Source organism: Streptosporangium becharense, from assembly GCF_014204985.1.
Classification (GTDB): domain Bacteria; phylum Actinomycetota; class Actinomycetes; order Streptosporangiales; family Streptosporangiaceae; genus Streptosporangium; species Streptosporangium becharense.
This window is the reverse complement of the sequence record NZ_JACHMP010000001.1, coordinates 7128406-7151907: the sequence shown is the minus strand read 5'-3', so window position 1 is coordinate 7151907 and position 23502 is coordinate 7128406. Positions and strand designations below refer to the sequence as shown.

Genomic DNA, 23502 nt, shown 5'->3' with positions numbered 1-23502 from the left:
GCCCCGTCCATGCCGTCACGGCGGGGGCCCATGCCGTCACGGCCGGGCGGAGCGCCGGCGTCCGGGGACGCGTCCGGCCCCGGACGCCGGGCCCGCGGCGTGACGCCGGCGCGTCCCCCGGCGGGGATCAGGCGGAGAGCGTCCCGGCCGGCACGCTCTCGGTGAAGCGGGGCATCACATGCTCGGCGAACAGGCGCACCGTCCGCGCCGACTCCTCGTGCGGCACGTTCCCGGAGATGACCTGGAGGCTGAGCGTGACGTCGCCGAACCACTCCCGGATGACGCGCACCTTCTCCACCACCTCATCGGGTGAGCCGACGAGCACCTTGTTCTCCCCGAGGGACCGGTCGAAGTCGGAGCCGCGCACCTTCTCCAGCACGCGCTCGTACCCGGGGTAGTCGGCGCTGCCGGTGCGTCCCCACGCCGCGACCGCGTCCGTCATCACCCGGTTGGTGACCTCGGAGTAGGCGCGTCCCTTCCGGCGGGCCTCCGCCCCGTCCTCGGCGAGGTAGCAGTTGTAGCTCATGTGCACCTCCCCGGTCTCCGGGTCGTGCCCCGCCTCGGCGCGGGCCCTGCGGTACAGGGCCAGCATCTCCTGGGTCTTCTCCCGTTTGTTGATCGAGGGCACCATCATCAGGCCGTACCCGGCGCGGCCGGCCGCCGCGCACGACTCGGGGGTGATCGACGTGGCGATCAGGATTCCCGGGTGCGGGTCCTGGAACGGCCTGGGCAGCAGGGTGACCGGCCCGAACCGGTGGTGGCCGCCCTCCCAGACGACGTCCTGCTCCGACCACAGGCGGCGGCACGCCTCCACGCCCTCCCGGAAGCGGCTGTGGCTGTCGTCCATGGAGATCTCGAAGGCGGCGAACTCGTCCGGCAGGAAGGCCCGGCCGAAGCCGACGTCGAGCCGGCCGCGGCAGAGGTTGTCGAGCATGGCGAGCTGCCCGGCGAGCTTGACCGGGTGGGTGAAGGCCGGGATGACGGCGCCCGTGACGAGGCGGATCCGGCGGGTGCGGGCCGCGGCGGCGGCCAGGAACGTCACCGGGTCGGGGCTGTAGCCGCCGTAGCGGAAGAAGTAGTGCTCCACCGTTTTGACGTGGTGGAGGCCGAGCTCGTCGGCGAGCCGGGCGAGCTCCAGCGCGTCGCGGAAGTGGTCCCGGCCGCTCTTGTCCTCGGGTCCGATGGTGGGGAAGATGCTGATGCCGAACTGCACGATGCCTCCTTGGACGGCGTCTTCTCGGGCGACGTCCTCTCAGACGACCTCTCGGACGGCGGCCGAGCCCGCCGGGCGTGCCTCCGGCCAGGAGTCGTACCGGCGGCGGAAGTAGGTCAGCGGTGTCCCGCCGTAGACGGTGGCGTGTTCGATGAGCCCGATGAGGATCCAGTGGTCCCCCGTCTCGACCGCCTCGGTCAGCACGCACTCGGCCACGGCCAGCGAGTCCTCGGTGAGGACGGGCGCGCCCGCGGCGACCACCGACGCGACGTGGGACACGCCGGAGAACTTGTCCGGGAGTTTGCCGGCGAACCTGTCGCACAGCTCCCCCCGGCCGGCGAGCAGGTAGTTGACCACGAACGCGCCCGAGTCCCTGATCGCTCCCAGGGTGAGCGAGCCGCGGTCGACGCAGACCAGCAGCAGCGGCGGACGCAGCGACACCGCGGCGACGGTGTTGCAGGCCAGCCCGGACGGCCCGTGGGGGCCGTTGGCCGTCACGACGGCGACGGCGGTGGGCAGCGCTCCGAAGACCTCACGGAAGACATTCGCATCGACAGCCATGATTCGACAGGCTCGCAGCCGCCTCTCAAGGCGAGGTCGAGCCGGACTTGACCCGCGTCGCGGCGGGCTCACCCGTTCCCGTCACGGCCGCCAGCAGCCGGACGGCGTTGGCGTGCAGGGGCACGGTGACGCCGGGGGGCAGCGTGCCGGAGGTGTCCAGCAACCGCTGCACCCGCGCGGTGATCAGGGCGAACCGGAAGCCCGCGAGCACCTCGTAGTAGTGCGGGTCCCGCACGGGACGCCCGAGCAGACGCCCGAACTCGGCGACGGTCTCGGCGCGGCCGGGCAGGCCCGCCAGGCGCGGGACGCCGATCCCCTCACTCAGGAACCGGTCCATCCACAGGAACCAACCCAGGTCGATCTCCGCCGGGCCGAGCGCCGCCATCTCCCAGTCGAGCAGGGCGACCGGTCTCAGGTCGCGGAAGACGATGTTGCCGAGCCGGGCGTCGCCCCACAGCAGGCCGGGTGCCGCCTCCCCGGCCGGCCGGTTCGCCTTCAGCCACTCCAGCGCGGCGAGCGGGACGGGCTCGTCGGCGCAGCCGAAGAAGTCGAGGTGGGCCGCGTAGTAGCCGAGCTCCTGCGCGGTGCCGGTGGGGCCGAAGGCGGGCCGGTCGAGGAAGCCCAGGCCGAGGTCGCCGGGCCGCAGGCGGTGGACGGCGGCGAGGGCGGCCAGCGCGGCACGCCACGGTTCCGCCCGGCGCCGCGGTTCCAGCTCGGCCAGCCAACCGGCCGAGTGATAGGAGGGCAGGTCGCCCGGCACGTCCCCGGGGACGAACGACATGACCAGGAAGGGGGCGCCCAGCACGGAGGCGTCGGGTTCGTGGAAGTGGACGGCGGGCACCGGCACCGTGCCGGTCGCGGCCAGGCCGCGCATCAGCCGGTATTCGGCGTCGAGGCTGCCGCGCGGGTAGACGCGGTGCGCGGCCGGCTCGACCCGGACCACCAGGTGGTGGTCCCGGGTGGCGGTCCGCGCGCGCACGATGAGCGTCTCGTTGGCGAAGCCCCGTGACGGCGGGATCGTCAGCTCGGTCAGGCGCAGGTCAGCGGCGTCGGGGAGCCGGTCGGCGAGCCAGGTGGTCAGGCGGCGCCGGGTGAGCTGGGGATCGCGTTGCTGGGGCACGGGCATGGGTGACCTCCGGACGTCGGGGGCGGGCCGCCGGGGAGAGGCCCGGCCGCCGGGAGAGAAGGCCGGGGGAAGAACCGGCCACCGGGGAAGACGGATCGTGGAGGGCCGGCCGCCGGGAGGGCGGGCCGCCCTCGCATCGTGACACGGCGCGGGTGCGGCGGAGACGGCGCTCGATCCGGGCTCGAGCGTTCCTCGATCGGGCTTCGACGCCGCTCGCCCAAGGTGGAGGAGATCACCCGCGAGAGAGGTACGCACATGGTCGTGTTCGTCAACAAGCTCACGCTGGTCGGCTCCGCCGAGGAGTTCGAGGCCATCTACGCCGACATAGCGGCCTTCATGATGAAGCAGGACGGTCTGATCAGGTACAAGCTGGTCAGGTCGACCAAGGACGCCTCGGTCTACTTCAACCTCGCCGAGTGGGAGAGCCGCGAGCAGTTCGAGAAGTCGGTGGCCGACCCCGAGTTCCGCGCGCAGTTCAAGCGGCTGGCGGGGGTGGTGACCGGGGATCCGCACCTGTCGGAGGTCGTCCTGGAGGGCTCCCCGTCCGTCGTGTGATGCGCGTCCCGGGCCACGGCACCGCCTCCGCCTACGGCGCGGCCGTCGAACGGCTGGACCGGGGCGTCTTCGCCTACGTCCAGCCCGACGGCGGGTGGTGCCTGAACAACGCCGGGTTCGTCGTCGGCGAGCGCGAGGTGCTCCTCGTCGACACCGCGGCGACCGAGGGGCGGGCCCGCGCTCTGCGTGACGCCGTCGCAGCGGTCACCCCGCTCCCGGTCGGCACGGTGGTCAACACCCACAGCCACGGTGACCACACCTTCGGCAACCACCTGTTCACCCCCCGGGCGACGGTGATCGCGCACGAGCTGGCCCGTACCGAGATGGTGGAGCGGGGCCTCGCGCTGCGTGAGATGTGGCCCGGGGTCGAGTGGGGCGACATCAGGGTGGAACCGCCCGCGGTGACGTTCCGGGACGCGCTCACCGTGCACCTGGGCGACCGGCGCGTCGAGGTGTTCCACGTCGGCCCGGCGCACACGACCAACGACGTGGTGGTCTGGCTGCCCGCCGAGCGGGTGCTGTTCGCCGGTGACCTGGTGCTGTCGGGCTGCACCCCGTTCGTGCTGATGGGATCGGTACAGGGCCTGTCGGCGGCCGTGGCGCGGCTGCGGGCGCTCGAGCCCGAGGTCGTCGTGTGCGGCCACGGGTCGCTGCGCGGCCCGGACGTCTTCGACGAGACGCAGGCGTACCTGACCTGGCTGTCCGAGGTCGCGCGGACCGGGCTCGCCGCCGGCCTGCCGCCGCTGGAGGCGGCCAGGCGGGCCGAGCTGGGGCCGTTCGCCGCGCTGCTGGACGCCGAGCGGCTGGTCGCCAACCTGCACCGGGCGTACGCGGAGGAGTGCGGCCTGCCCGCCGGGGCTCGCATCCCCTCCGCACCCGTGATGCGGGAGATGGTGGCCTACAACGGCGGGAGCCCGTTGCGCTGCACGGCCTGACCGCCGCGGCGTGCGCGGAGCGGATGCGCGGAACACGGAACGGCGCGAGCAGGTGACCGCGGGATGCAGAACGGCGCGAGTGAGTGACCGCGGGATGCAGAACGGCGCGAGCGAGTGACCGCGGAACACGGAACGGGGACGGTACCGGTGCGGTACCGTCCCCGTTCCGTGTCGCCCGCGGGCCGGGCGGCCGGGGCCGCGGTGGGGGCGGTGGGGATGGTGGGGTTCCCGTTCCGTGTCGCCCGGCGTTCGGTGTCGCCCGAAGCCCGGCACGGTCGCCTGGGGCGGCCCTGCCGGGCGGCGGGCGGATCAGCCCGCGTCGTCGTGGAAGATCGTTCTTCGGCTCACCTGCCACGCGCCGCCGTGCGGGATGAGGATGTCCTCCCCGGCGACGCTCAGGAAGATCCGGCACGGTCCCCCGGCCGGTGTCTCTATCAGCAGGGCGTTGAACCTCGTGCGCAGCGTCAGGTCGTACGAGCGGCGCACGGTGTGCGCGTCGACCCAGTAGCGCCGCGTGACGCCGGTGGCCGCGCGGGCGGCCACCCCCCGGCCCGCGGCCTGGGCGATGGCGGGCCGGCCCCTCCGCTCGGGAGAGGAGTTGCCGGCGAACACCCTGTCCCGGTGGCTGGACTGGACGAAGACGGCGTCCTCGGTGAAGGTCGCCGCCCACGCCTCGACGTCACCCCGGTCGAGCAGCTGCGCCTGCAGGACGTAGAACTGCCTGACCTTCTGGTGGAGTGTCTCGATGGATGCGCCGGAGGCGCCGGGCGGCGGAACCGCCCGGTAGCCCCCCGGCTCTGTCAGCGAACGCACGTCCCGTCCGTCACACGGCCCCGTCGTGGGCGATGGAGCGGTACTTCACCAGCAGCGCTCCGTCGTCCTCGACGAGGACGTCCTCACCGACGATGCTCAGGCGCACGCTGGGGGCGCCTCCGGCGGGGGTCTCCAGCACCAGGGCGTAGTAGCGCGTGCGCAGTTCCCCCGCCGCCTCACCGGGACGGGCGCTGATCATCCCGAACCAGTGCCGCCGCTGGACGCCGCTGTCTCCCATGGCGTCGATGCCGCGGCGGAGCCGGGTCCCGATCTGCTCCCGCCCGCGCCAGGGCTCGTCCTTGACGTTCTGCTCGAAGAACGCGTCCTCGGTGAAGGTCTCGGCCCACTCCTCGGCCGCCCCGTCGTCGAGGAGCTGCATGTGGCGGGCGTAGAACTGCTGGATGCGCTGGTAGGTCTCGGCGGGGACGAACTCCATGGTCACGGTCGGCTGAGTCATGGTTCCTCCTGGGTGTGGCCTCAGCGGGCGGCGCTTCGGGCGTGGGTTGCGGCGTGGGCGAGTGTGGCCCGGCTGTTGGCGCCGAGCGCCTTGCGGACGAAGGCGCGGGCGTCCTCCACGGTGGCGCCGGCGCCGAGCACGGTGGTGACGGCGGCGGGGGCGATCTCGACGGTGTGGCCGGAGGTCACCGTGCCCCCCGGGCCCCCCGAGCCGTCGCGGGTGAAGGTCCAGCGGCCGGTGTGGGCGGTCAACAACGCCGGGGTCCTGAGCTGCTTGTAGACGATCTTCTCGCCGGGGAAGCAGATGCGGACCGACCGGGTGGTGTGGACGGATCCGTCGGCGGTCCGCGTGTCCATCTCCAGGATCTGGGTGTTCTCGACCTCCTCGCTGAGGTCGACCCGGGCGACGTGCGGCAGCCGTTCGGCCCACCTGCCCGCCTCGTGGACGAACGCGTACGCCGCCTCGATCGGGCCGTCGACGTGGACGCTGTCCTCGAAGGAGAAGGCCAGGTCCTGCGGCTGTTCCGCGGCTCTCTTCAGCGCCTCCAGCTCGGCGCCACTGTTGCGGTCGACGGCCGCGGCGATCCAGGCGACCGCCTCCGGGTCGTCGTCCACGGCCCGGTAGTCGTGGGTGAGCCGGACCCTGACCTGCCCCGGGCCGAGGGGTTCGATGATCCACTCTCCGCCCATGGCCGCCACCGGCGGCTGCGACACCTGCTGGCGGAAGCCCACCCTGGTGCCGGCGGGGTCGAGGGTCCGGCGGGACGTCCAGGTCTTCACCTGGCCGTTGGCCGTGGCCCACAGGCGGATGGTCTCCTGCGACGCGTCGCGGTCCAGGTGCTCGACGTGGATCGTCGGCGGGAAGATGCGGGGCCAGAGCGTGACGTCGGCCACCAGGTCGAAGACGACCTTGGGCGGGGCGTCGACGACGACGGAGTGCTCGGTCTCGTGGAGCGTCACTTGCGCCTCCTGGCGGTCAGTAGTTGCCGAGCCCGCCGCAGACGTTGATCGCCTGGGCGGTGATGGGCGCCGCGTCCTCGGTGGTGAGGTACCAGACGAGGCCCGCCACCTCCTCGGGGGTGGAGTAGCGCCCGAGGGGGATCTTGGCGTTGAAACGCTGGAGCACCTCGTCCTCGGTGATCTCCCAGACCTGCGAGTAGCCCTTGCGCACCCGCTCGGCCATGGGCGTCTCGACGTATCCGGGGCAGACGGCGTTGACGGTCACCCCGGTCTTGGCCAGCTCCAGGCCGACGGCCTTGGTGAACCCGACGACGCCGTGCTTGGAGGCGGAGTACGGGGCTCCCAGGACGACGCCCTGCTTGCCACCGGTCGAGGCGATGTTGATGATCCGGCCGCTCCCCCGCTCCAGCATCCCGCCCGTGGTGAGCGCCTCGCGGGTGGCGTAGAAGACGCTGTTCAGGTTGGTGTCGATGACGTCGAGCCACAGCTCGTCGGCGAGTTTCGCGGTGGGCCCGCCGCCGTTGCGGCCGGCGTTGTTGACCAGGACGTCCACCGGCCCGTACCGCTCGACGGCGGTGCGGACGAAGTCGCGGACGCTTTCCACGGAGCGGACGTCGGCCGCCACCCCGTCGGCGGCGAAGCCGTTCGCGGTGAGCTCCTTGACGGTCGTCTCGACGGCGTCCGGGGTGCGGGCACAGACGAAGACGCGGTGGCCGGCCCTGGCCAGCCGTCGCGTCACGGCCAGTCCGATGCCGCTGGTGGCCCCGGTGACGAGTGCGAGCGAACCTTCCATCACGCTGTTCCTTTCTCCGGTGCTCTCCGGTGAGGCGGTCAGGGCACCAGCAGCAGGCGGCCGGTGTGCGCGCGGTCCTCGATCATGCGGTGTGCCTGGGCGGCCTCGGTCAGCGGCAGGGTCGCGTGCACGGCCACGCGCAGCCGGCCGTCGGCGACGTACCCGATCAGCTCGTTCAGGCCCTTGCGCAGCGCGTCGGGCTCGTGGCGCCACCACTCGTAGAAGGCGCTGCCCACGACGTACTTCATGCCGAGCAGCCGCATCGCCGGAACCGACGGCATGCCCTGGGCCGCGCCGTAGAAGACCAGCCGGCCCCATGGGGCGAGGGCGTCGAGCCCGCGCAGGAAGGTGTCGCCGCCCACCCCGTCGATGATCACGTCGGCGCCGCGTCCGCCGGTCTCCTCCAGCACCCGGTCGGCCCACTCGTCGCTGCCGTAGTCGATGGCCACGTCGGTGTCGTAGCGGAGGGCGAACTCCCGCTTGGCCGGGGTGCTCGCCGTGCCGAGGACCTTCCCGGCGCCGAGGATCTTGGCGAGCTGGGTGGTCAGGTGACCGATGGTGCCCGAGGCCGAGTGGACCAGGATCGTCTCACCGGGGGCGAGCTTGCCGACGCGCAGCACGCACAGCGCGACCTGCGCCGGGGAGGCCAGCACACTGGCCTGGGCCGCGTCCAGCTTCTCGGGCAGCGGGACGAGGAACGTGGCGTCGGCGACTACCTGGTCGGCGTAGGCGTTGTCCATCACGGTCGCCGCCACCCGGTCGCCCACCTGGACCGTGGTGACCTCGGGGCCGAGGGCCTCGACGGTGCCGACCACGTCGCCGTTGGGCGAGGCGGGCAGGGCGGGCGGGAACGGGCCCTGCCCCCGTCTGCGCTGGGTCTCGACGAAGTTGACGCCGATGGCCTCGGTGCGGATCAGCACCTGGTTCGGTCCCGGCGCGGGGGTGGGGACCTCCTCGATCCGCAGGACGTCGGGGTCACCGTAACTCGCATAGCGGACGGTACGCATAGCACCTCTCCCGGTCGCCGTCTCACGATGGGATCCACGCTAGGAACGGCGGCTCGAGAACCGATCCAACCCGGCTGGACCGCCGGTGGAGAACCCGTTCCCGCTTCCCCTCCTCGCGCGGCGCGCGGCCGGTCGGCCCGTGAGACGTGAAAGGGGGCGTGCGTCCCTCTTGTGGAGGAACGCACGCCCCCTTCCGGGTGGCCGGCGCGGTAGCCGGCCCGGCGCCGCCGTCAGGCGCTGCGGACCATGCCTTCGGCGAGGCGGTCGAGCAGCAGCAGGGCTCCGGTGTCGGACGGCGTGTCGAGGACCGGATCGCACGACAGGATCGCCTGGTGAAGGCGTTCCAGCTTCATCGAGGGTTCGAGCCCGAGCTCCTCGTAGAGCGAGCGGCGCAGCATCCGGAAGACGGTCAGCGCGTTCGACCGGCGTCCGCAGCGGTGGAAGGTCAGCATCAGCTGCGCGTGCACCGTCTCGTGCAGCTGATGCTCGGCCGCGAGCTCGATCAGCTCGCTGACGATGTCGTGGTGGCGGCCGAGCCGCATGTCCGCCTCGATGCGTTGCTCCAGCGCGCTCAGCCTCGACTCCTCCAGTCTTCTGATCTGGACTTCCAGCAGCCGGCCCGGCTGCACGTCCACCAGCGGCGGGTCACGCCACAGGGTGAGCGCGTCGCACAGCAACCGGGCCGCCCGGTGGTTGTCGCCCACGGCGAGCGCGGCCCGGCCCTCGGCCAGCCGCTGCTCGTAGACGTGCAGGTCGAGCGCACCCGGCTCGACCCTGAACATGTAGCCCCCCGGACGGGTGACGAGAATCTCCCTGCCGACCTGCGCCGATGTCATCCCCAGCACCTTGCCGAGGATCTTGCGGATGTGAAGTACGTAGGTCTGCAGGGTCGTCATGGCGCTTTGCGGTGGTTTGTCGTCCCATAACTCCCGGCTGAGGGCGGCGATGGGGACGACGCGGTTGGCATTGAGCACGAGTAACGCCAGCACCTGCCTCGGCTTCTGCGCGGACGGCAGCGCCGACTTTCCGTCTACGCGAACGACGAGCGATCCCAGAACACCGATCTCCACCAGTCGGTCCCCTCACATTGAGTCGAGCATGTACTCGCCTTGCCTGACCGCCGGCGCGCCGCGGCCAGCAGAAAGCCCCCCTGCAACGGTAAAGATCTGATCTTTCCGCCAGGGTGCACGCCGATGAACACTTTCCGAGTTAGCCCTCGCCCCAGGGCCTCCGTCTACCCCCACATTTCCCGGAATGGGAAAAAATACGGACCTCCACATCTATCTAAGAGATCTGCCTCGCTGTCAATCCCCGGTTTCGACTGCCTCACACCGGCGAGATCCGCCGGCCCGGCACCGGGTCGGCTGCGGCACCGGGCCCCTACCACGGGAAGCGTGAAGTCTCCGGCAGTTATATACAGTTTTCACGGTCGATTATCAGCAATCCATAATGGCATGGGGCTCCGGGGCGGACCCGACCACCACCTCACCGCCTGGCGGAGCGTGATCAACATGAGCCATACCGTGACGAAGGTCGTCACCGTTCGCGACCGACCCTCACCCTCCGCGGCGGCCCCCGCTCGCCCGTTTCTCTAGTGAGATTCGAGGTACCGCCGCCAGGCTGGTGCACAGAGGCCGCGCGGTTGAACGCCGGCTGATTTGCAACAAGGGGTGAATTCGCATTGGGACGCCGAGTGGTCATCACCGGAATTGGCGTGCGAGCACCGGGAGGCGCGAACACCAAGGATTTCTGGCGGCTTATCTCCTCCGGCCAGACGGCGACTCGCGGAATAACCTTCTTCGATCCTGCGCCGTTTCGTTCGAGAATTGCCGCCGAATGTGATTTCAATCCGGCGCAGGAGGGGCTGGGTCCGCAGGAGATCCGCCGCATGGACCGCGCGGTGCAGTTCGCCGTGGTGTGCGCGCGGGAGGCCCTGGCCGACAGCGGCCTGGAGCCGGGCGAGCGCGACCCGCACCGGACGGGGGTGACGGTGGGCAGCGCGGTCGGCTGCACGACGGGCCTGGAGCAGGAGTACGTCGTGGTGAGCGACGGGGGCAGCCGGTGGGACGTCGACCACGAGTACGCGGTCCCCCACCTGTACGGCTACCTCACCCCGACGCCGATGGCCGCCGAGGTCGCCTGGGCCGCCGGGGCCGAGGGGCCCGCCGCGGTGATATCCACCGGCTGCACCTCCGGCCTCGACGCGGTCGGCCACGCCGTGGAGCTGATCCGCGAAGGGTCGGCGGACGTCATGCTGGCCGGCGCCACCGACGCGCCGATCTCCCCCATCACGGTCGCCTGCTTCGACGCCATCAAGGCCACCAGCGCCAGGAACGACGACCCGGCGCACGCCTCCAGGCCCTTCGACCGCACCCGCGACGGGTTCGTCCTGGGTGAGGGTGCGGCGATGTTCGTCCTGGAGGAGCTGTCCGCCGCGCGCCGCAGGGGTGCCCACATCTACGCGGAGGTCCGCGGTTTCGCCTCGCGCAGCAACGCCTTCCACATGACGGGCCTGCGTCCCGACGGCCGGGAGATGGCCAGGGCGATCACCGCCGCGCTGGACGAGGCACGCGTCGATCCCCGTGACGTCGACTATGTCAACGCCCATGGCTCCGGGACCAAACAGAACGACCGGCACGAGACCGCGGCGTTCAAGCTGAGCCTGGGCGAGCACGCCCGCCGCACCCCGGTGAGCTCCATCAAGTCGATGATCGGGCACTCCCTGGGGGCCATCGGCTCGATCGAACTGGCCGCCTGCGCGCTGGCCATCGAACACGGCGTGGTGCCACCCACCGCGAACCTGCACAATCCCGACCCCGAGTGCGACCTGGACTACGTCCCGCTGGTCGCCCGGGAGCGCGAGCTGGACGTCGTGCTCAGCGTCGGCAGCGGGTTCGGCGGTTTCCAGAGCGCCGCCGTGCTGGCCCGCCCGGACGGGGCGGGACGATGAGCGCGCACCCCGTGGTGACCGGGCTGGGCGTGGCGGCGCCGACCGGCCTGGGTGCGGACGAGCACTGGGCCGCGACGCTCGCCGGCCGGGGAGCCATCGGCCCGATCACCGCGTTCGACGCGGGCCGCTACCCGTCGGCGCTGGCCGGTGAGGTGAACGGCTTCGACGCCCGCGAGCACCTTCCCGGCAGGCTGCTGCCGCAGACGGACCGGATGACCCGCCTGGCGCTCGCCGCCGCCGCATGGGCGATCGACGACGCGCGGCTGCGTCCCGCCGAGATGCCGGAGTTCGGCATGGGGGTCGTCACCGCCGGGGCGTTCGGCGGTTTCGAGTTCGGCCAGCGCGAGCTGGAGGCGCTGTGGAAGCGCGGGCCCGAGCACGTCAGCGCCTACCAGTCGTTCGCGTGGTTCTACGCGGTCAACACCGGTCAGATCTCGATCCGGCACGGCATGCGGGGGCCCAGCGGCGTCGTGGTGACCGAGCAGGCGGGCGGGCTGGACGCGTTCGCGATGGCCAGGCGGCAGATCCGCAGGGGGACGCCGATCATGGTCACCGGCGGGATGGACTCCTCGCTGTGCCCGTGGGGCTGGATCGCCCAGCTCGCCAACGGCAGGGTCAGCCGCTCGGCGGACCCGCGCCGGGCCTACCTGCCCTTCGACGAGGCGGCCTGCGGGTACGTGCCCGGGGAGGGCGGGGCGCTGCTCGTGCTGGAGGACGCCGCCGCCGCCGCGGACCGGGGCGCCACCGTCTACGGCGCCGTCGCGGGCTACGGCGCCACCTTCGACCCCCACCCGCGCTCCGGGCGGCCCCCCGGCCTGCGCAGGGCCGCGGAGACGGCCCTGCGCGACGCCGGGCTCGACCCCGGGGACGTGGACCTGGTCCTGGCCGACGGCGCGGGCGTGCCGGAGCTCGACCGGGTGGAGGCCGAGGCGATCACCGGCCTGTTCGGGCGGGGCGGGGTGCCGGTGAGCGTCCCCAAGACGATGACCGGGCGCCTGTACTCGGGCGGGGCGGCGCTGGACGTCGCCACGGCCCTGCTCGCCCTGCGCGACCAGCGCATCCCGCCCACGGTCAACGTCGGCCGCCCGCGTGCCGGACACGGCCTCGACCTCGTCGTGGACCGTCCCCGCGAGGCTCACCTCAGCAACGTCCTCGTCCTCGCCCGCGGCCTGGGCGGCTTCAACGCGGCCCTGGTCGTCCGGCGCTGAGACGGTGGCGGAACACATCACCCATCACGTCCTAGGAGAAACGATGCCGGAACTGACCATCACCGACCTGCGGCGCATCATGCAGGAGTGCGCCGGGCAGGACGAGAGCACCGACATGGACGGCGGCTCCCTGCACTCCTCCTTCGAGACGCTGGGCTACGACTCGCTCGCCCTGCTGGAGGCGTCCAGCGTGATCGAGCGCAGCTACGGCATCAAGCTGCCCGACGACACGGTGCTGGACGCGCAGATGACCCCCGGGGAGCTGCTGGCACTGGTCAACACCGCGCTCACCGCCCGCACCCCGTGACCCGGACCGGGCAGGCGGGGACGACCGGCCGCAGGTGGGTGCTGTGCCGCCGGTGCCGGGCGCCCGTGTACGGCCCCCGCCTGGACCGCAACCTCGGTGTGTGCCCCGAGTGCGGCGACCACGGTCCGCTCACCGCCCCCCAGCGGATCGCCCACCTGCTCGACCCGGGTTCGGTCCGGGAACTGCCCGCCGTCGCCGACGACCACGACCCCCTCGCCTTCCACGACACCGTCCCGTACGCCGAACGCCTCGACCGGGCCCGCCGGGCCACCGGGCTGGCCGAGGCCGTGGTCTGCGTCCGGGGCACCGTGGCCGGGCACCCCGTGGTGGCCGCGGTCATGGACTTCCGTTTCCTCGGCGGCAGCCTGGGCTCGGCGGTCGGGGAACTGATCACCCGGGCGGCCGAGACCGCGCTCCAGGAGCGCACACCGCTGCTGCTGGTGACGGCCTCGGGCGGCGCGCGGATGCAGGAAGGCGCGCTCTCCCTGATGCAGATGGCCAAGACCAGCCAGGCGCTGGGCCTGCTCGACGAGGCGGGGGTGCTGACGATCTCGCTGGTGACGGACCCGACCTACGGCGGGGTCGCCGCGTCGTTCGCGACGCTCTGCGACGTCGTCGTGGCCGAGCCCGGAGCCCGGCTGGGCTTCGCCGGCCCGCGCGTCGTCGAGCAGACGCTGCGCAGCCCGCTGCCGCCCGGTTTCCAGAGCGCGGAGTTCCTGCTGGAGCACGGCCTGATCGACCTGGTCCGGCCGCGCGCGGAGCTGCGGCCGACCCTCGGCCGCCTGCTGGCCGCCGGGGGCCGGGCGGGCGGCCCCCCGCCGCCGGGTGACGGCGGGCTGGTGCGCGACCCCGGGCTGCTGCCCGACATGGACCCCTGGACGCAGGTCCGCCGGGCACGTGACCTGCGCAGGCCCACCACGCTCGACTACGCCCGCCGGGTGCTGCGGGACTTCGAGGAGCTGCACGGCGACCGGATCGGCGGCGACTGCCCCGCGATCGTCGGCGGCGTCGGACGGCTCCGCGGCCGGCCGGTGATGCTGATCGGCCACCAGAAGGGGCACGACGGCGCCGAGCTGAACGCGCGCAACTTCGGGATGGCCTCACCGCACGGTTACCGCAAGGCCGCCAGGCTCATGCGGCTCGCCGCCAAACTGGGGCTGCCGGTGGTGACCCTGGTCGACACGCCGGGAGCGCACCCCGGGCTGGAGGCGGAGCGGCACGGCCAGGCGATGGCGATCGCCGCGAACCTGCGCCTGATGGCGTCGCTTCCCGTGCCCGTGCTGACACTGATCATCGGGGAGGGCGGCAGCGGCGGTGCCCTGGCCCTGGGAGTGGCCGACGAGGTGCTGATCTGCGCCGACGCGGTCTACTCGGTGATCAGCCCCGAGGGGTGCGCGTCGATCCTGTGGCGTGACGCCGCCGACGCGCCACGCGCCGCGGCGGCCCTGCGCCTGCACTCCCGGGAGCTGCTCCGGCTCGGCGTCGTGGACGCCGTGCTGCCGGAGCCCGAAGGGGGCATGGGGGCCGACCACGCCGCGGCGGCCCAGCTGGTGGAGCGCGCGCTGGCCGAACGCCTCGGCGACCTCGTCCGCCGCCCCGCCGAGCGGCTGGTCCGGGAGCGGCGGGCGAGGTTCCGCCGCTTCGGCTCCGGCCCGCCGCCGGACGCCCGGCCCGCCGACGGCGACCGCTCCTCCCTGGAGCACGTACCGCTGCGACACTGACGACCCCGCACCGACGGTGCCTTCGCGAAGGAGCGCAGACCATTGACCGCGACCGCGGACATTCCCCCCGAGACGCCGCTCGACCACCGGCTCGACCTGCTGGGACGCGGGGCCGTGCGCATGCTCGCCCACCTGCCGGGCCCGGTCCGCCGCGTACGCGTCGAGGCGGGGGACGTGCGGGTGGAGGTCGAGTGGGACGCCGGCCCGGCCGCCCGGGGGTCCGCCGCGTCCGGCGACCCCGTTCAGGACGACGGCGCGCAGCACGGCGTCCCCGCGCGTAACGGCGGTGGCCCGGACGCCGGTCCCGCCTGGAACGACGGCGGCCCGAACGGCGGCCCCGCCTGGAACGGCGCCGCCCGGGAAGGCGGCGGCGCGGCCCGCGGCGTCTCCGCCGCCCCGCGCCGCGGGGTGGCCCCGCACCTGGTGGGCGCCCCCTCGGTCGGCGTCTTCTACCGGGCCGAGGCGCCGGGGGCGAAATCGTTCGTCGAGGTCGGCGACAACGTGGCCAAGGGTGCGCAGCTCGGGATCGTGGAGGCGATGAAGCTGATGATCCCGGTCGTCGCCGACCGGAACGGCCGGCTCGCGGAGATCCTGGTGGCCGACTCCACCTCGGTGGAGTTCGGCCAGCCGCTCTTCGAGCTCGCCGATCCCGATTCCTGACCGGGGAGGCCCCGTGTTCCGCACCGTGCTCATCGCCAACCGCGGGGAGATAGCGCTGCGTGTCGCGCGCGCGTGCCGGGAGCTCGGCATCCGCGTCGCCGCCGTGTACTCCACCGACGACCGCGACTCCGAGATCACCAGATACGCCGACCAGGCCATCCACATCGGCCCGGGGCCGGTGCGGCGCAGCTACCTCAACCTCGCCGCGATCGCCGAGGCGGCCCGGATGTCCGGGGCGGACGCGATCCACCCCGGCTACGGCCTGCTGTCGGAGGACCCGGACCTCGCGGAGGTGTGCGAGGACCTGGGGGTGACCTTCGTCGGCCCTCCCCCGGACGTGATGCGCCGGTTGGGCGACAAGGCCGCCGCGCGGGCCCTGATGCGCGGGGCCGGGCTGCCGGTGCTGCCCGGCAGTGACGAGCCGGACGCCGACCCGCGCCGGGCCGCCGACCTGGCCGCCGCCGTCGGCTATCCGGTCATCATCAAGGCCGCGGCGGGCGGCGGCGGACGCGGCATGTGCGTCGTACGGGACCCGGGGGACTTCGACCGCGCCTTCCGGGAGACGACGGCGAGCGCGCAGGCGTTGCTCGGCGACGGCAGGGTCTACGTCGAGCGCTACCTGGAATCGGTCAGGCACGTGGAGGTCCAGGTGCTGTGCGACCGGTACGGCAACGGGATCCACCTGGGCGAACGGGACTGCTCGGTGCAGCGCCGGCATCAGAAGATCCTGGAGGAGGCACCCGCCCCGGGGCTCCCCCGCGAACTGCTGGACCGGCTCAACCGGGCCGCCGTCACCGGCGCGCTCGCCGCCGGTTACGTGGGTGCGGGCACCCTGGAGTTCCTCGTGGACCCCGAGCACCGCTTCCACTTCATGGAGATGAACTGCCGCATCCAGGTGGAGCACCCGGTGACGGAGATGCTCACCGGGGTCGACCTGGTCCACGAGCAGCTCCGGATCGCCGCCGGGGAGCCGCTGTCGCTGCGTCAGGAGGACGTCGTCCCGCGCGGGGCGGCCATCGAGTGCCGGATCAACGCCGAGGACCCGGAACGCGGCTTCGCCCCGGCCCCCGGCACCCTGACCGAGTTCGACCTGCCCGCGGGGCCGTTCGTCCGGGTGGACACCCACTGCCGCCCCGGGTACCGGGTGCCGCCCGCCTACGACTCCCTGCTCGCGAAGGTCGTCGTGTGGGCACCGGACCGGGATCGCGCCATGGCCCGCATGCGGCGCGCGCTCGCGGAGTTCCACGCCGCCGGGCCCGGGGTGCACACCACCACGGAGTTCCTGCGGAGCGTGCTCGACCACCCCGCCTTCACCGGCGCCGAGCACGACACGTCGGTGGTCGCCGGCATCCTGGCCTCCCGGTCATCCGGCCACCCCGGCTGACCGGACGCCCCACCTGCTCTCCCGGCCGGCCTCCCGGCCGGCCGCCCCACCCGTGTCTCCCGGCCGGGGACGCCCTCCCGGTGGGAGGGCGTCCCCGGCCGCGCGTCGTCAGGCCCGGTACGCCGACAGCGGCAGCGACGGGTCGGCCGCGACCTGGTCGAGGAGGTCGCAGAGCCGCCCGATGTAGCCCATGCCGGTCTCGGCGTCCCACAGGTTGAGGTTGATCTCCGCGCCGACCCAGAAGTCCCCGGGACGGGCCTGGGCGTGGAAGGCCAGCTCGTAACGGGCGGTGCCGTGCGGGAGCAGCGCGTAGTCGGCACGGCAGCCGGGCAGGTCCAGCGGCGCCCAGGTGGCCAGTTGCAGCTCGCACGTCACCTGGACCAGCGGCAGGCGGCCGGCCTCGCGGGCGGGCCGCACGGTGTCGACGATGTCGGCGATGGGCAGCCGTTGGTTGTCGTAGGCGTCGAGCAGTCGTTCCCGGACCCGGCCGACGAGCTGGGCGAACGTCGGGTCGCCGGTGCAGCTCAGCCGCAGCGGCAGGACGTTGAGGAAACAGCCCATCAGCAGTTCCGCGCCGGGACGGGTGCGGTTCTCGCTGGGGACGCCGATCAGGAGGTCGTCCATGCCGCTGAGGCGGTGCACCAGCGCCGCCACCGCGGCCAGGAAGATCCCGAAAGGGGTGGTGTTCTCGGCGCGGGCCAGGTCCGCCACCGCGTCGAAGGACGCTCGGGAGCGGATCAGCCGCAGGAACGTCCCGTCGTAGGTGACCCGGTCGGGCCGGGGACGGTCGAGCGGGAGCAGCAGTTCGGGGGCGTCCGCGAGTTCCCGCAGCCAGAACCTGCGGAGCCTGTCGCCCTCCGGGGAGGCGAGCACGTCCCGCTCCTCCCGGACGAGCGTGCCGAGGTCCACCTGGAGCGGGGGAAGCGCGGGCGCCCGTTCCTCGGCGCGGGCCCGGTAGAACTCCGAGAGCTCACGCATGAACACCGTCATCGACACCTCGTCGGTCACCAGGTGGTGGAACAGGAGCTGGAGTCGAACCCGGTCCGCGGTGAGCCGTACGACCCTGGCCCGCAGCAGCGGTCCGCGGACGATGTCGAGCACACCGTAGGCGAACTCGTCGGTCAGCCGGGCCAGCTCACCCTGCCTGGCCTCCTCGTCCAGGCCGGTCAGGTCGGCCACCGGCACGTCTAGCTCCAGCGACGGGGCGATGCGCTGCATGGGCTCGCCCGCGACCTCCACGAACGTGCTGCGCAGCGCCTCCTGCCTGGCGACCACGTCGTTGACGGCGGCCCGCAGCAGGTCGATCCGGACCGGGCCCTCCAGGTCGACGACCAGGGGGACGGTGTGGGTGAGGGTGCCCGGGTGGAGCTGCTCCATCAGCCAGAGCTGGAGCTGGGCCTTCAGCAGCGGGATGAGCACCGGTTCCGCGGGACGCCCGGCCGTCTCCGGCGCCGCCGCGTCGTCCCGTGCCGCCGGCGCGGAGGCCCCGGGGGCGTCCTGGGCCCAGGACGTGCCGTCGGCCGCGGCGACCAGCCGGACCAGCCCGTCCACCTGCGGGTCGCGACGGCGGATCTCCTCGGTCAGCTCCCGCGGCGTGGGGTTCTCGAACATGGCGCGCAGCGGCACGTGCACCTGGAGCACCTCCCGCAGGCGCGCGGTCACCCGCGCGGAGAGCATCGAGTGGCCGCCGAGCACGAAGAAGTCGTCGTCCGCCCCGATGTCCGCCCGCTCGAACGCCTCGGCCCACAGTTCCAGGACCACGCCCAGCAGGGGGTCGTCCGCCGTCCCGCCGCCCGGGTCCCCGGCGCCGGGCACCGTCTCGCCCCCGGCGGCCTCGGCGGTCCCGGCGGCCTCGGCCGTCCCGGTGTCGGCGGCCAGCACCACGTGCGCACCGCCCAGCAGCGCGGCGAGCGCCTCCCGCGGGTCCTGCCCCGGCCCGGCCACGACCGTCTCCCCGTCCCCGGCCGGTACGGGGATCGCGGACCCGTCCCAGCCGGTCAGGGCGGGCAGCGCCAGTTCGGCCGCCCGCCGCGCACGGGACCGCCGCAGCGCGTACCGCGTCCACGAGCGGTGGCCGGCGGTGAGGACGGGTGTGGGCGGCTCCCCGGCGGCCTCCGGCAGCGGCAGCCGCGACAGCGGCAGGGAGGGGTCGGCGGCCCAGGCGCGCAGCACGTCGCCCAGGACCTCCATCAGCTCCTCGACCGAGGCCGGGTCGAACAGGTCGGTGTCGTACTCCACCCACGCCCGCAGCCTGCCGGGTGCGACCTCCACCTCGGTGATCGTGTCGAGGCGGCCGCGGGTGCGGGGCACCTCGACCGGCACCGCCTCGGCCTCGCCCATCCGCACCGCCCGCATCGGGTTCTCCCGGGGCAGGAACAGGTGCTGGACGAGCGCGTTGCGCGCGCGGTCCCGGCCCGGCCTGACCAGCTCGATGATCCGGCCGAGGCTGAGGCGCCCGTGGTCGGTGGCGTCGGTGAGGACGTCGGCGCAGACGCGGGCGAGCTCCTCGAACGTGGGGTCGCCGGCCGGACGCAGCCGCAGCGGCACCGTGTTGGCGAACTGGCCCACGAGCCCTTCGATCTCGGGAAGGGACCGGTTGGCGATCAGGGTGCCCAGCACGAAGTCGTCCCGGCCCGTCAGGAGCCGGACCGTCGCGGCGAACGCGGCGAGCGTGGCGGCGTAGGCCGACACGCGCGCACCCCGGCAGAACTCCAGCAGCCTGTCGGCCGCGTCGTCGGCGACGGCGAACTCCGTCCGGGTCCCCCGCACCCCCTTGGACGCGGGCCGGGGCCGCCCGAGGGGCAGTTCCAGCACCGCGGGGACGCCCGCGAGCCGGTCACGCCAGAACGCGGTGTCGGCCTCCTGGGTGTGCGGGGCGAGCACGTCCCGTTCCCACAGGGCGAAGTCGGCGTACTGGAGCTCCGGTTCGGCGACCGGCGACGGGGAGCCGGAGCGGAACGCCTCGTAGTCCTGAAGGATCTGCTCCATGACGATGACGGCCCCGGTGCCGTCGCAGACGAGGTGGTGGCAGGCGACGACGAGCGCGTGGTCGTCGGTGCCCAGCTCGGCGAGCATCGCCCGGAACAGCGGCCCCGCGGCCAGGTCCACGTCGCGCTCGACGAACCCCGTCATGAGCTCCTCCAGCGCCTTCTCCGGGTCGGCGGCGCCGCGCAGGCTCACCGTCTCCAGCGGGGCGCCGTCGGGCGGCGGCTGGATCCGCATGACCGGGCGTCCGCCGGACGTCACGATCGTCGTGCGCAGGATCTCGTGCCGGGTCACGACGGCGTGCAGGGCACGCGACAGCGCGTCCACGTCGAGCCGGCCGCGCACGCGCAGCCCGGCCCCCTCGGTGTAGAGCGTGCGGTCGCTCTCCAGCGCCTCGGCGAACCAGAGCTGTTCCTGGGTCAGGGACAGCGGGACATCCTCCATGGCCGTTCCTCTCCGGGTCCTTCGTCGTCATCGGGGTCCTGCGGGGCCCCGGGTGGTCAGCCGTCGTCGCCGAGCGCGGCGAGCATCGCGTCCACCTCGGCCTCGCTCAGGTCGGCGACCAGCGCCTCGGTGTCGACGGCCGTCGTGGCCTCACCGGCCGCCGCGGCGTCGACCGCCCCGGCCATGGCCTCCAGGGTGGGGTGCTGGAAGAGCACCGCGATGGGGAGCTCCGCCCCCAGCCGCTCGCGGATGAGCGAGACGAGCTGCACCGCCATCAGCGAGTGCCCGCCGAGCTCGAAGAAACCGTCGTCCACGCCGACGCGTCCGACGTCCAGCAGTTCCCGCCAGATCGCGGCCAGCGCCTGCTCGGTCTCGCCGCGCGGCGGCACGTGGGGGCGTTCACGGCCGGCGTGCGCGACGTCCAGGGCACGCAGAGCGCGGTGGTCGAGCTTGCCGTTGCGGGTCAGCGGCAGCGCGTCCACGGTCACGAACAGGGCGGGCACCATCCACTCGGGCAGGGTGGCGAGCAGGCCGCGCCGCAGGTCCCCGGCCGAGGGGGCGGCGCCGTCGGCGGGGACGACGTAGGCCGACAGGCGCGGGCCCGCCGGGCCGTCGTCGCGGACCGCGACGGCGCACCCGGCGACGCCGGGCAGCCTGCCCAGTGCGGCCTGGATCTCGCCCAGCTCGATGCGGTGCCCGCGGATCTTCACCTGGTCGTCGGCACGCCCCTGGTAGAGCACCTCGCCCGAGGGCAGGCGCCGCGCCAGGTCACCGGTGCGGTACATCCGGGCACCCGGCACGCCCGCGTAGGGGTCGGGCAGCATCCGGTCGGCGGTGCGGGCCGGGTCGGCGACGTAGCAGCGGGCGAGCCCGGCGCCGCCGACGTAGAGCTCGCCGACGACACCGGACAGGGCGGGCCGGAGCAGGCCGTCCAGCACGTACAGCCCGAGGTCGGGCAGCGGCTCCCCGATCGGCGACCCGCCCGTCTCCAGGTCGGCGCGGGTGATCGGCCGGTAGGTGACGTGCACCGTGGTCTCGGTGATCCCGTACATGTTGACCAGGCGCGGGGAGGCGTCGCCGTACCGGGCGATCCACGGCGCCAGGGACGCCGGGTCGAGTGCCTCGCCGCCGAAGACGACGTGACGCAGCGCGAGGTCCGGCTCGTCCCGGAGGATCACCCGGCTGAGCTGCGCGAAGGCGGACGGGGTCTGGTTGAGCACGGTCACGCCCTCGGCGGCGAGCAGCCGGGCCAGCTCGTCGGGAGCGCGCAGCATCCAGTGCGGCACCACGACGAGCCGCCCGCCGTTGAGCAACGACCCCCACAGCTCCCACACGGAGAAGTCGAAGGCGCACGAGTGGAACAGGGTCCACACGTCGTCCGGCCCGAACCCGAACGACTCCTGAGCCCCTCGCAGCAACCGCACCACGTTGGCGTGGGTGACGGCCACCCCCTTGGGCAGGCCGGTGGAGCCCGAGGTGTGGATGACGTAGGCGAGGTCCAGCGGGTGGGAGCGGACGGCGGGCGGCGTCGCGGGGCGGGCGGCCAGCTCGGCGGCGTCCGCATCGAGGCGGACGGCGGGCAGGCCGCCGGGCAGCCGGTCGGCCAGCCCCGCCGTGGTGACCACCGCGACGGCCGCGGTGTCGGAGAGCTGGCGGGCGCTGCGCGCCGCCGGGTTGTCGGGGTCGAGCGGGACGTATCCGGCCCCGCTCTTGAGCACGCCGAGGAGGCCGACGACGAGGTCGGACGAGCGTTCCAGGCAGACGCCCACACACCGGCCGGGTCCGGCGCCCCGCTCGCGCAGGGCGTGCGCGAGCCGGTTGGCCCGCTCGTCCAGCTCGGCGTAGGTGAGCCGCTCGTCCTCGCACACCACGGCGACGGCGGCGGGCGTGGCCGCGGCCACCTCGGCGAACCACCCGTGCAGGGTCGCGGCGGCGTCCACCTCGCGGGAGGGCGGCACGGCGGACGCCTCGGGTGTCCCGTCCTCCCCCAGCAGGGGCAGAGCGCGGACCGGCCGGTCGGGTTCGAGTGTCCCCTCCGCCAGCAGCCGCGTCATCCGCCGGGCGAACCGGGCGACGGTCTCGGCGTCGAAGAGCTCGTCGTTGTAGGGCAGGTACCCGACGACGCGCTCACCCTCGCACCACAGCTCGGCCATCAGGTCGTAGTGGGTGGCGCCCTTGCCGAGGTCGGCCAGTTCGGCGGTCAGGCCGGGCAGGGCGGGCGGTTCCGGTGCGGCGTCGCGGAGACTGAAGGAGGTCTGGAAGACCGGGGTTGTGCCCAGGTGGCGCGGCGGCTGGAGGGTCTGCACGAGCATCTCGAAGGGCAGGTCCTGGCGGGCGAAGGCCGCCGCGAAGGCGTCCCGCACCCGGGCGACCAGGACGCGCAGGCCGGGGCCGTCCCCGACGTGCACGCGGACGGGCAGCCAGTTGAGGAAGTACCCGATCATCTGCTGCGTCTCGGGGCGGCCTCGGCCGGCGATCGGCACCCCGACGACGATGTCGTCCTGGCGGACGTGCCGGGACAGGGTGGCCACGTAGCCGGCGAGGAAGGCGACGGTGAGGGTGGTCGCCGCCTCCTTGGCCAGCGCGCGGACCCGCTGTACCAGCTCGCCGTCGAAGGCGACCGGCAGGATCTCCCCGCGGGTGTGTCTGATCCGGGAGCGGGGCCGGTCGGTGGGCAGGTCGAGCAGCTCGGGCGCCCCGTCGAGGGTCTCGCGCCAGAAGTCGAGGGCCGCGGCGAGCCGGTCGCCGGTCAGGGTCTCACGCTGCCAGCGGGCGAAGTCCGCGTAGTGCAGCGACGGCGCGGGGGGCGCCTGGGTGAGGCCGAGTTCGCGGCCGTAGAGGGCACCCAGGTCGGCGAGCAGGATGCCGAGCGACCAGTAGTCGGAGACGATGTGGTGCTGGACGATGACGAACAGGTGCTCGCGTGGCGCCACCCGGTACAGCCCGGCCCGGATGAGGGGGCCGGCGCCGAGGTCGAACGGTTCGAGGATCGTCTCGGTGGCCAGTTCCAGGGCCCGCCCGTCCGGGTCGGCGGCGCCGGAGGCGTCCGCCACCCGCAGCGGCGGCTCCAGCCGGGGCAGCACCCGCTGCACGGGGGCGCCGCCCTCCTCGGCGAAGACCGTGCGCAGCACCTCGTGCCGCGCCACCAGGGCGGTCAGCGCCGCGCGCAGCGCCGCCACGTCGACGTCCCCGCGCAGCCGCAGCGCGGTGGGGACGTGGAAGACCTCCCGGTTGGGCAGCAACCGGTCCATGAACCACAGGCGTTCCTGCTCGTAGGAGAGCGGCAGCGTGGTCCGCCCGGCCTCGCGGGGCCGGATCGGGGCCTCGACGTCGCCGCTTCCGGCGAGGAGGCGTTCGAGGAGGGCACGCCGTTCCGGGGAGAGCGCGGCGAGCCGGGTCTGCAGGTCGTCCTGGGGCGTCATGT

At 73.6% G+C, this 23502-nt stretch carries 19 protein-coding genes; 8 read left to right on the top strand and 11 right to left on the bottom strand.

Translation table 11 applies throughout. From position 1 onward, the window contains the following. Positions 1 to 127: 127 nt before the first annotated feature. Genes F4562_RS30965 through F4562_RS30955 form a run of 3 tightly spaced genes read right to left on the bottom strand, consistent with a single transcriptional unit; the run spans position 128 to position 2900 of the window. A complete protein-coding gene (locus F4562_RS30965; RefSeq protein WP_184540186.1) occupies positions 128 to 1213 on the bottom strand; it encodes an LLM class flavin-dependent oxidoreductase in 1086 nt (361 codons plus the stop codon). Between the two features lie 39 nt (positions 1214 to 1252). Continuing rightward, positions 1253 to 1774 (bottom strand): flavin reductase family protein, encoded by a 522-nt coding sequence (locus F4562_RS30960; RefSeq protein WP_184540184.1) that lies wholly within the window; start codon positions 1772 to 1774, stop codon positions 1253 to 1255. 25 nt (positions 1775 to 1799) lie between these two features. Beyond that, entirely contained in the window at positions 1800 to 2900 is a 1101-nt protein-coding gene (locus F4562_RS30955) for a phosphotransferase family protein (RefSeq protein ID WP_184540182.1), read from the bottom strand. A gap of 255 nt (positions 2901 to 3155) precedes the next feature. Here F4562_RS30955 and F4562_RS30950 point away from each other — a divergent pair, with 255 nt between their 5' ends. Further along, positions 3156 to 3455, top strand: a complete 300-nt coding sequence (locus F4562_RS30950) for an antibiotic biosynthesis monooxygenase family protein (protein ID WP_184540180.1) — start codon at positions 3156 to 3158, stop codon at positions 3453 to 3455. Then, positions 3455 to 4390 (top strand): MBL fold metallo-hydrolase, encoded by a 936-nt coding sequence (locus F4562_RS30945; protein WP_184540760.1) that lies wholly within the window; start codon positions 3455 to 3457, stop codon positions 4388 to 4390. The genes F4562_RS30950 and F4562_RS30945 overlap by 1 nt, the downstream gene beginning before the upstream one ends. A 309-nt stretch (positions 4391 to 4699) precedes the next feature. Here F4562_RS30945 and F4562_RS30940 read toward each other — a convergent pair whose 3' ends face one another. The 6 genes from F4562_RS30940 to F4562_RS30915 form a co-directional block, all read right to left on the bottom strand. After that, entirely contained in the window at positions 4700 to 5203 is a 504-nt protein-coding gene (locus tag F4562_RS30940; protein ID WP_184540178.1) for a nuclear transport factor 2 family protein, read from the bottom strand. A gap of 10 nt (positions 5204 to 5213) precedes the next feature. Next, positions 5214 to 5660 carry a nuclear transport factor 2 family protein gene (locus tag F4562_RS30935; RefSeq protein WP_184540176.1) on the bottom strand — a complete coding sequence of 149 codons (447 nt, stop codon included), beginning with the start codon at positions 5658 to 5660 and terminating at the stop codon, positions 5214 to 5216. 20 nt (positions 5661 to 5680) lie between these two features. Next, positions 5681 to 6619: an aromatase/cyclase gene (locus tag F4562_RS36540; protein WP_184540174.1), complete on the bottom strand. Its 939-nt coding sequence runs from the start codon at positions 6617 to 6619 to the stop codon at positions 5681 to 5683. Positions 6620 to 6635: 16 nt separating this feature from the next. After that, entirely contained in the window at positions 6636 to 7412 is a 777-nt protein-coding gene (locus F4562_RS30925; protein ID WP_184540173.1) for an SDR family NAD(P)-dependent oxidoreductase, read from the bottom strand. Positions 7413 to 7450: 38 nt separating this feature from the next. Continuing rightward, on the bottom strand, positions 7451 to 8419 hold the full coding sequence (locus tag F4562_RS30920) for a quinone oxidoreductase family protein (RefSeq protein ID WP_184540171.1): 969 nt from the start codon (positions 8417 to 8419) through the stop codon (positions 7451 to 7453). Between the two features lie 230 nt (positions 8420 to 8649). Next, positions 8650 to 9489: an AfsR/SARP family transcriptional regulator gene (locus tag F4562_RS30915; protein WP_184540169.1), complete on the bottom strand. Its 840-nt coding sequence runs from the start codon at positions 9487 to 9489 to the stop codon at positions 8650 to 8652. A 611-nt stretch (positions 9490 to 10100) separates the two neighbouring features. On the opposite strand from F4562_RS30915, the gene F4562_RS30910 reads away from it, so the two are divergent. From F4562_RS30910 to F4562_RS30885, 6 genes are read left to right on the top strand one after another with little or no spacing between them, the layout of a single operon-like run. Then, entirely contained in the window at positions 10101 to 11369 is a 1269-nt protein-coding gene (locus F4562_RS30910; RefSeq protein WP_184540167.1) for a beta-ketoacyl-[acyl-carrier-protein] synthase family protein, read from the top strand. Continuing rightward, on the top strand, positions 11366 to 12577 hold the full coding sequence (locus tag F4562_RS30905) for a ketosynthase chain-length factor (protein WP_184540165.1): 1212 nt from the start codon (positions 11366 to 11368) through the stop codon (positions 12575 to 12577). The genes F4562_RS30910 and F4562_RS30905 overlap by 4 nt, the downstream gene beginning before the upstream one ends. Before the next feature lie 43 nt (positions 12578 to 12620). Beyond that, on the top strand, positions 12621 to 12884 hold the full coding sequence (locus F4562_RS30900; protein ID WP_184540163.1) for an acyl carrier protein: 264 nt from the start codon (positions 12621 to 12623) through the stop codon (positions 12882 to 12884). Beyond that, the gene (gene accD, locus F4562_RS36535; RefSeq protein ID WP_184540161.1) at positions 12881 to 14605 is read left to right on the top strand and encodes an acetyl-CoA carboxylase, carboxyltransferase subunit beta; all 1725 of its coding nucleotides are present in this window, start codon (positions 12881 to 12883) and stop codon (positions 14603 to 14605) included. Before F4562_RS30900 ends, accD begins: the two co-directional genes overlap by 4 nt. 42 nt (positions 14606 to 14647) lie before the next feature. After that, on the top strand, positions 14648 to 15265 hold the full coding sequence (locus F4562_RS30890; RefSeq protein ID WP_184540159.1) for an acetyl-CoA carboxylase biotin carboxyl carrier protein: 618 nt from the start codon (positions 14648 to 14650) through the stop codon (positions 15263 to 15265). 13 nt (positions 15266 to 15278) lie between these two features. Continuing rightward, a complete protein-coding gene (locus tag F4562_RS30885) occupies positions 15279 to 16649 on the top strand; it encodes an acetyl-CoA carboxylase biotin carboxylase subunit (RefSeq protein WP_184540157.1) in 1371 nt (456 codons plus the stop codon). A 108-nt stretch (positions 16650 to 16757) separates the two neighbouring features. On the opposite strand, the gene F4562_RS30880 is transcribed toward F4562_RS30885, so the two are convergent. Then, positions 16758 to 20078, bottom strand: coding sequence for a condensation domain-containing protein (locus F4562_RS30880; protein WP_184540155.1), 3321 nt, complete (start codon positions 20076 to 20078; stop codon positions 16758 to 16760). A 56-nt stretch (positions 20079 to 20134) separates the two neighbouring features. Beyond that, entirely contained in the window at positions 20135 to 23500 is a 3366-nt protein-coding gene (locus F4562_RS30875; protein WP_184540153.1) for a non-ribosomal peptide synthetase, read from the bottom strand. Positions 23501 to 23502: the final 2 nt, after the last annotated feature.

Coding starts and splice junctions, on each gene's coding strand:
- F4562_RS30960 (WP_184540184.1), bottom strand. CDS start 1,774: ATGGCTGTCGATGCGAATGTCTTCCGTGAGGTCTTCGGAGCGCTGCCC.
- F4562_RS30955 (WP_184540182.1), bottom strand. CDS start 2,900: ATGCCCGTGCCCCAGCAACGCGATCCCCAGCTCACCCGGCGCCGCCTG.
- F4562_RS30950 (WP_184540180.1), top strand. CDS start 3,156: ATGGTCGTGTTCGTCAACAAGCTCACGCTGGTCGGCTCCGCCGAGGAG.
- F4562_RS30945 (WP_184540760.1), top strand. CDS start 3,455: ATGCGCGTCCCGGGCCACGGCACCGCCTCCGCCTACGGCGCGGCCGTC.
- F4562_RS30935 (WP_184540176.1), bottom strand. CDS start 5,660: ATGACTCAGCCGACCGTGACCATGGAGTTCGTCCCCGCCGAGACCTAC.
- F4562_RS30925 (WP_184540173.1), bottom strand. CDS start 7,412: ATGGAAGGTTCGCTCGCACTCGTCACCGGGGCCACCAGCGGCATCGGA.
- F4562_RS30920 (WP_184540171.1), bottom strand. CDS start 8,419: ATGCGTACCGTCCGCTATGCGAGTTACGGTGACCCCGACGTCCTGCGG.
- F4562_RS30905 (WP_184540165.1), top strand. CDS start 11,366: ATGAGCGCGCACCCCGTGGTGACCGGGCTGGGCGTGGCGGCGCCGACC.
- F4562_RS30900 (WP_184540163.1), top strand. CDS start 12,621: ATGCCGGAACTGACCATCACCGACCTGCGGCGCATCATGCAGGAGTGC.
- F4562_RS30880 (WP_184540155.1), bottom strand. CDS start 20,078: ATGGAGGATGTCCCGCTGTCCCTGACCCAGGAACAGCTCTGGTTCGCC.
- F4562_RS30875 (WP_184540153.1), bottom strand. CDS start 23,500: ATGACGCCCCAGGACGACCTGCAGACCCGGCTCGCCGCGCTCTCCCCG.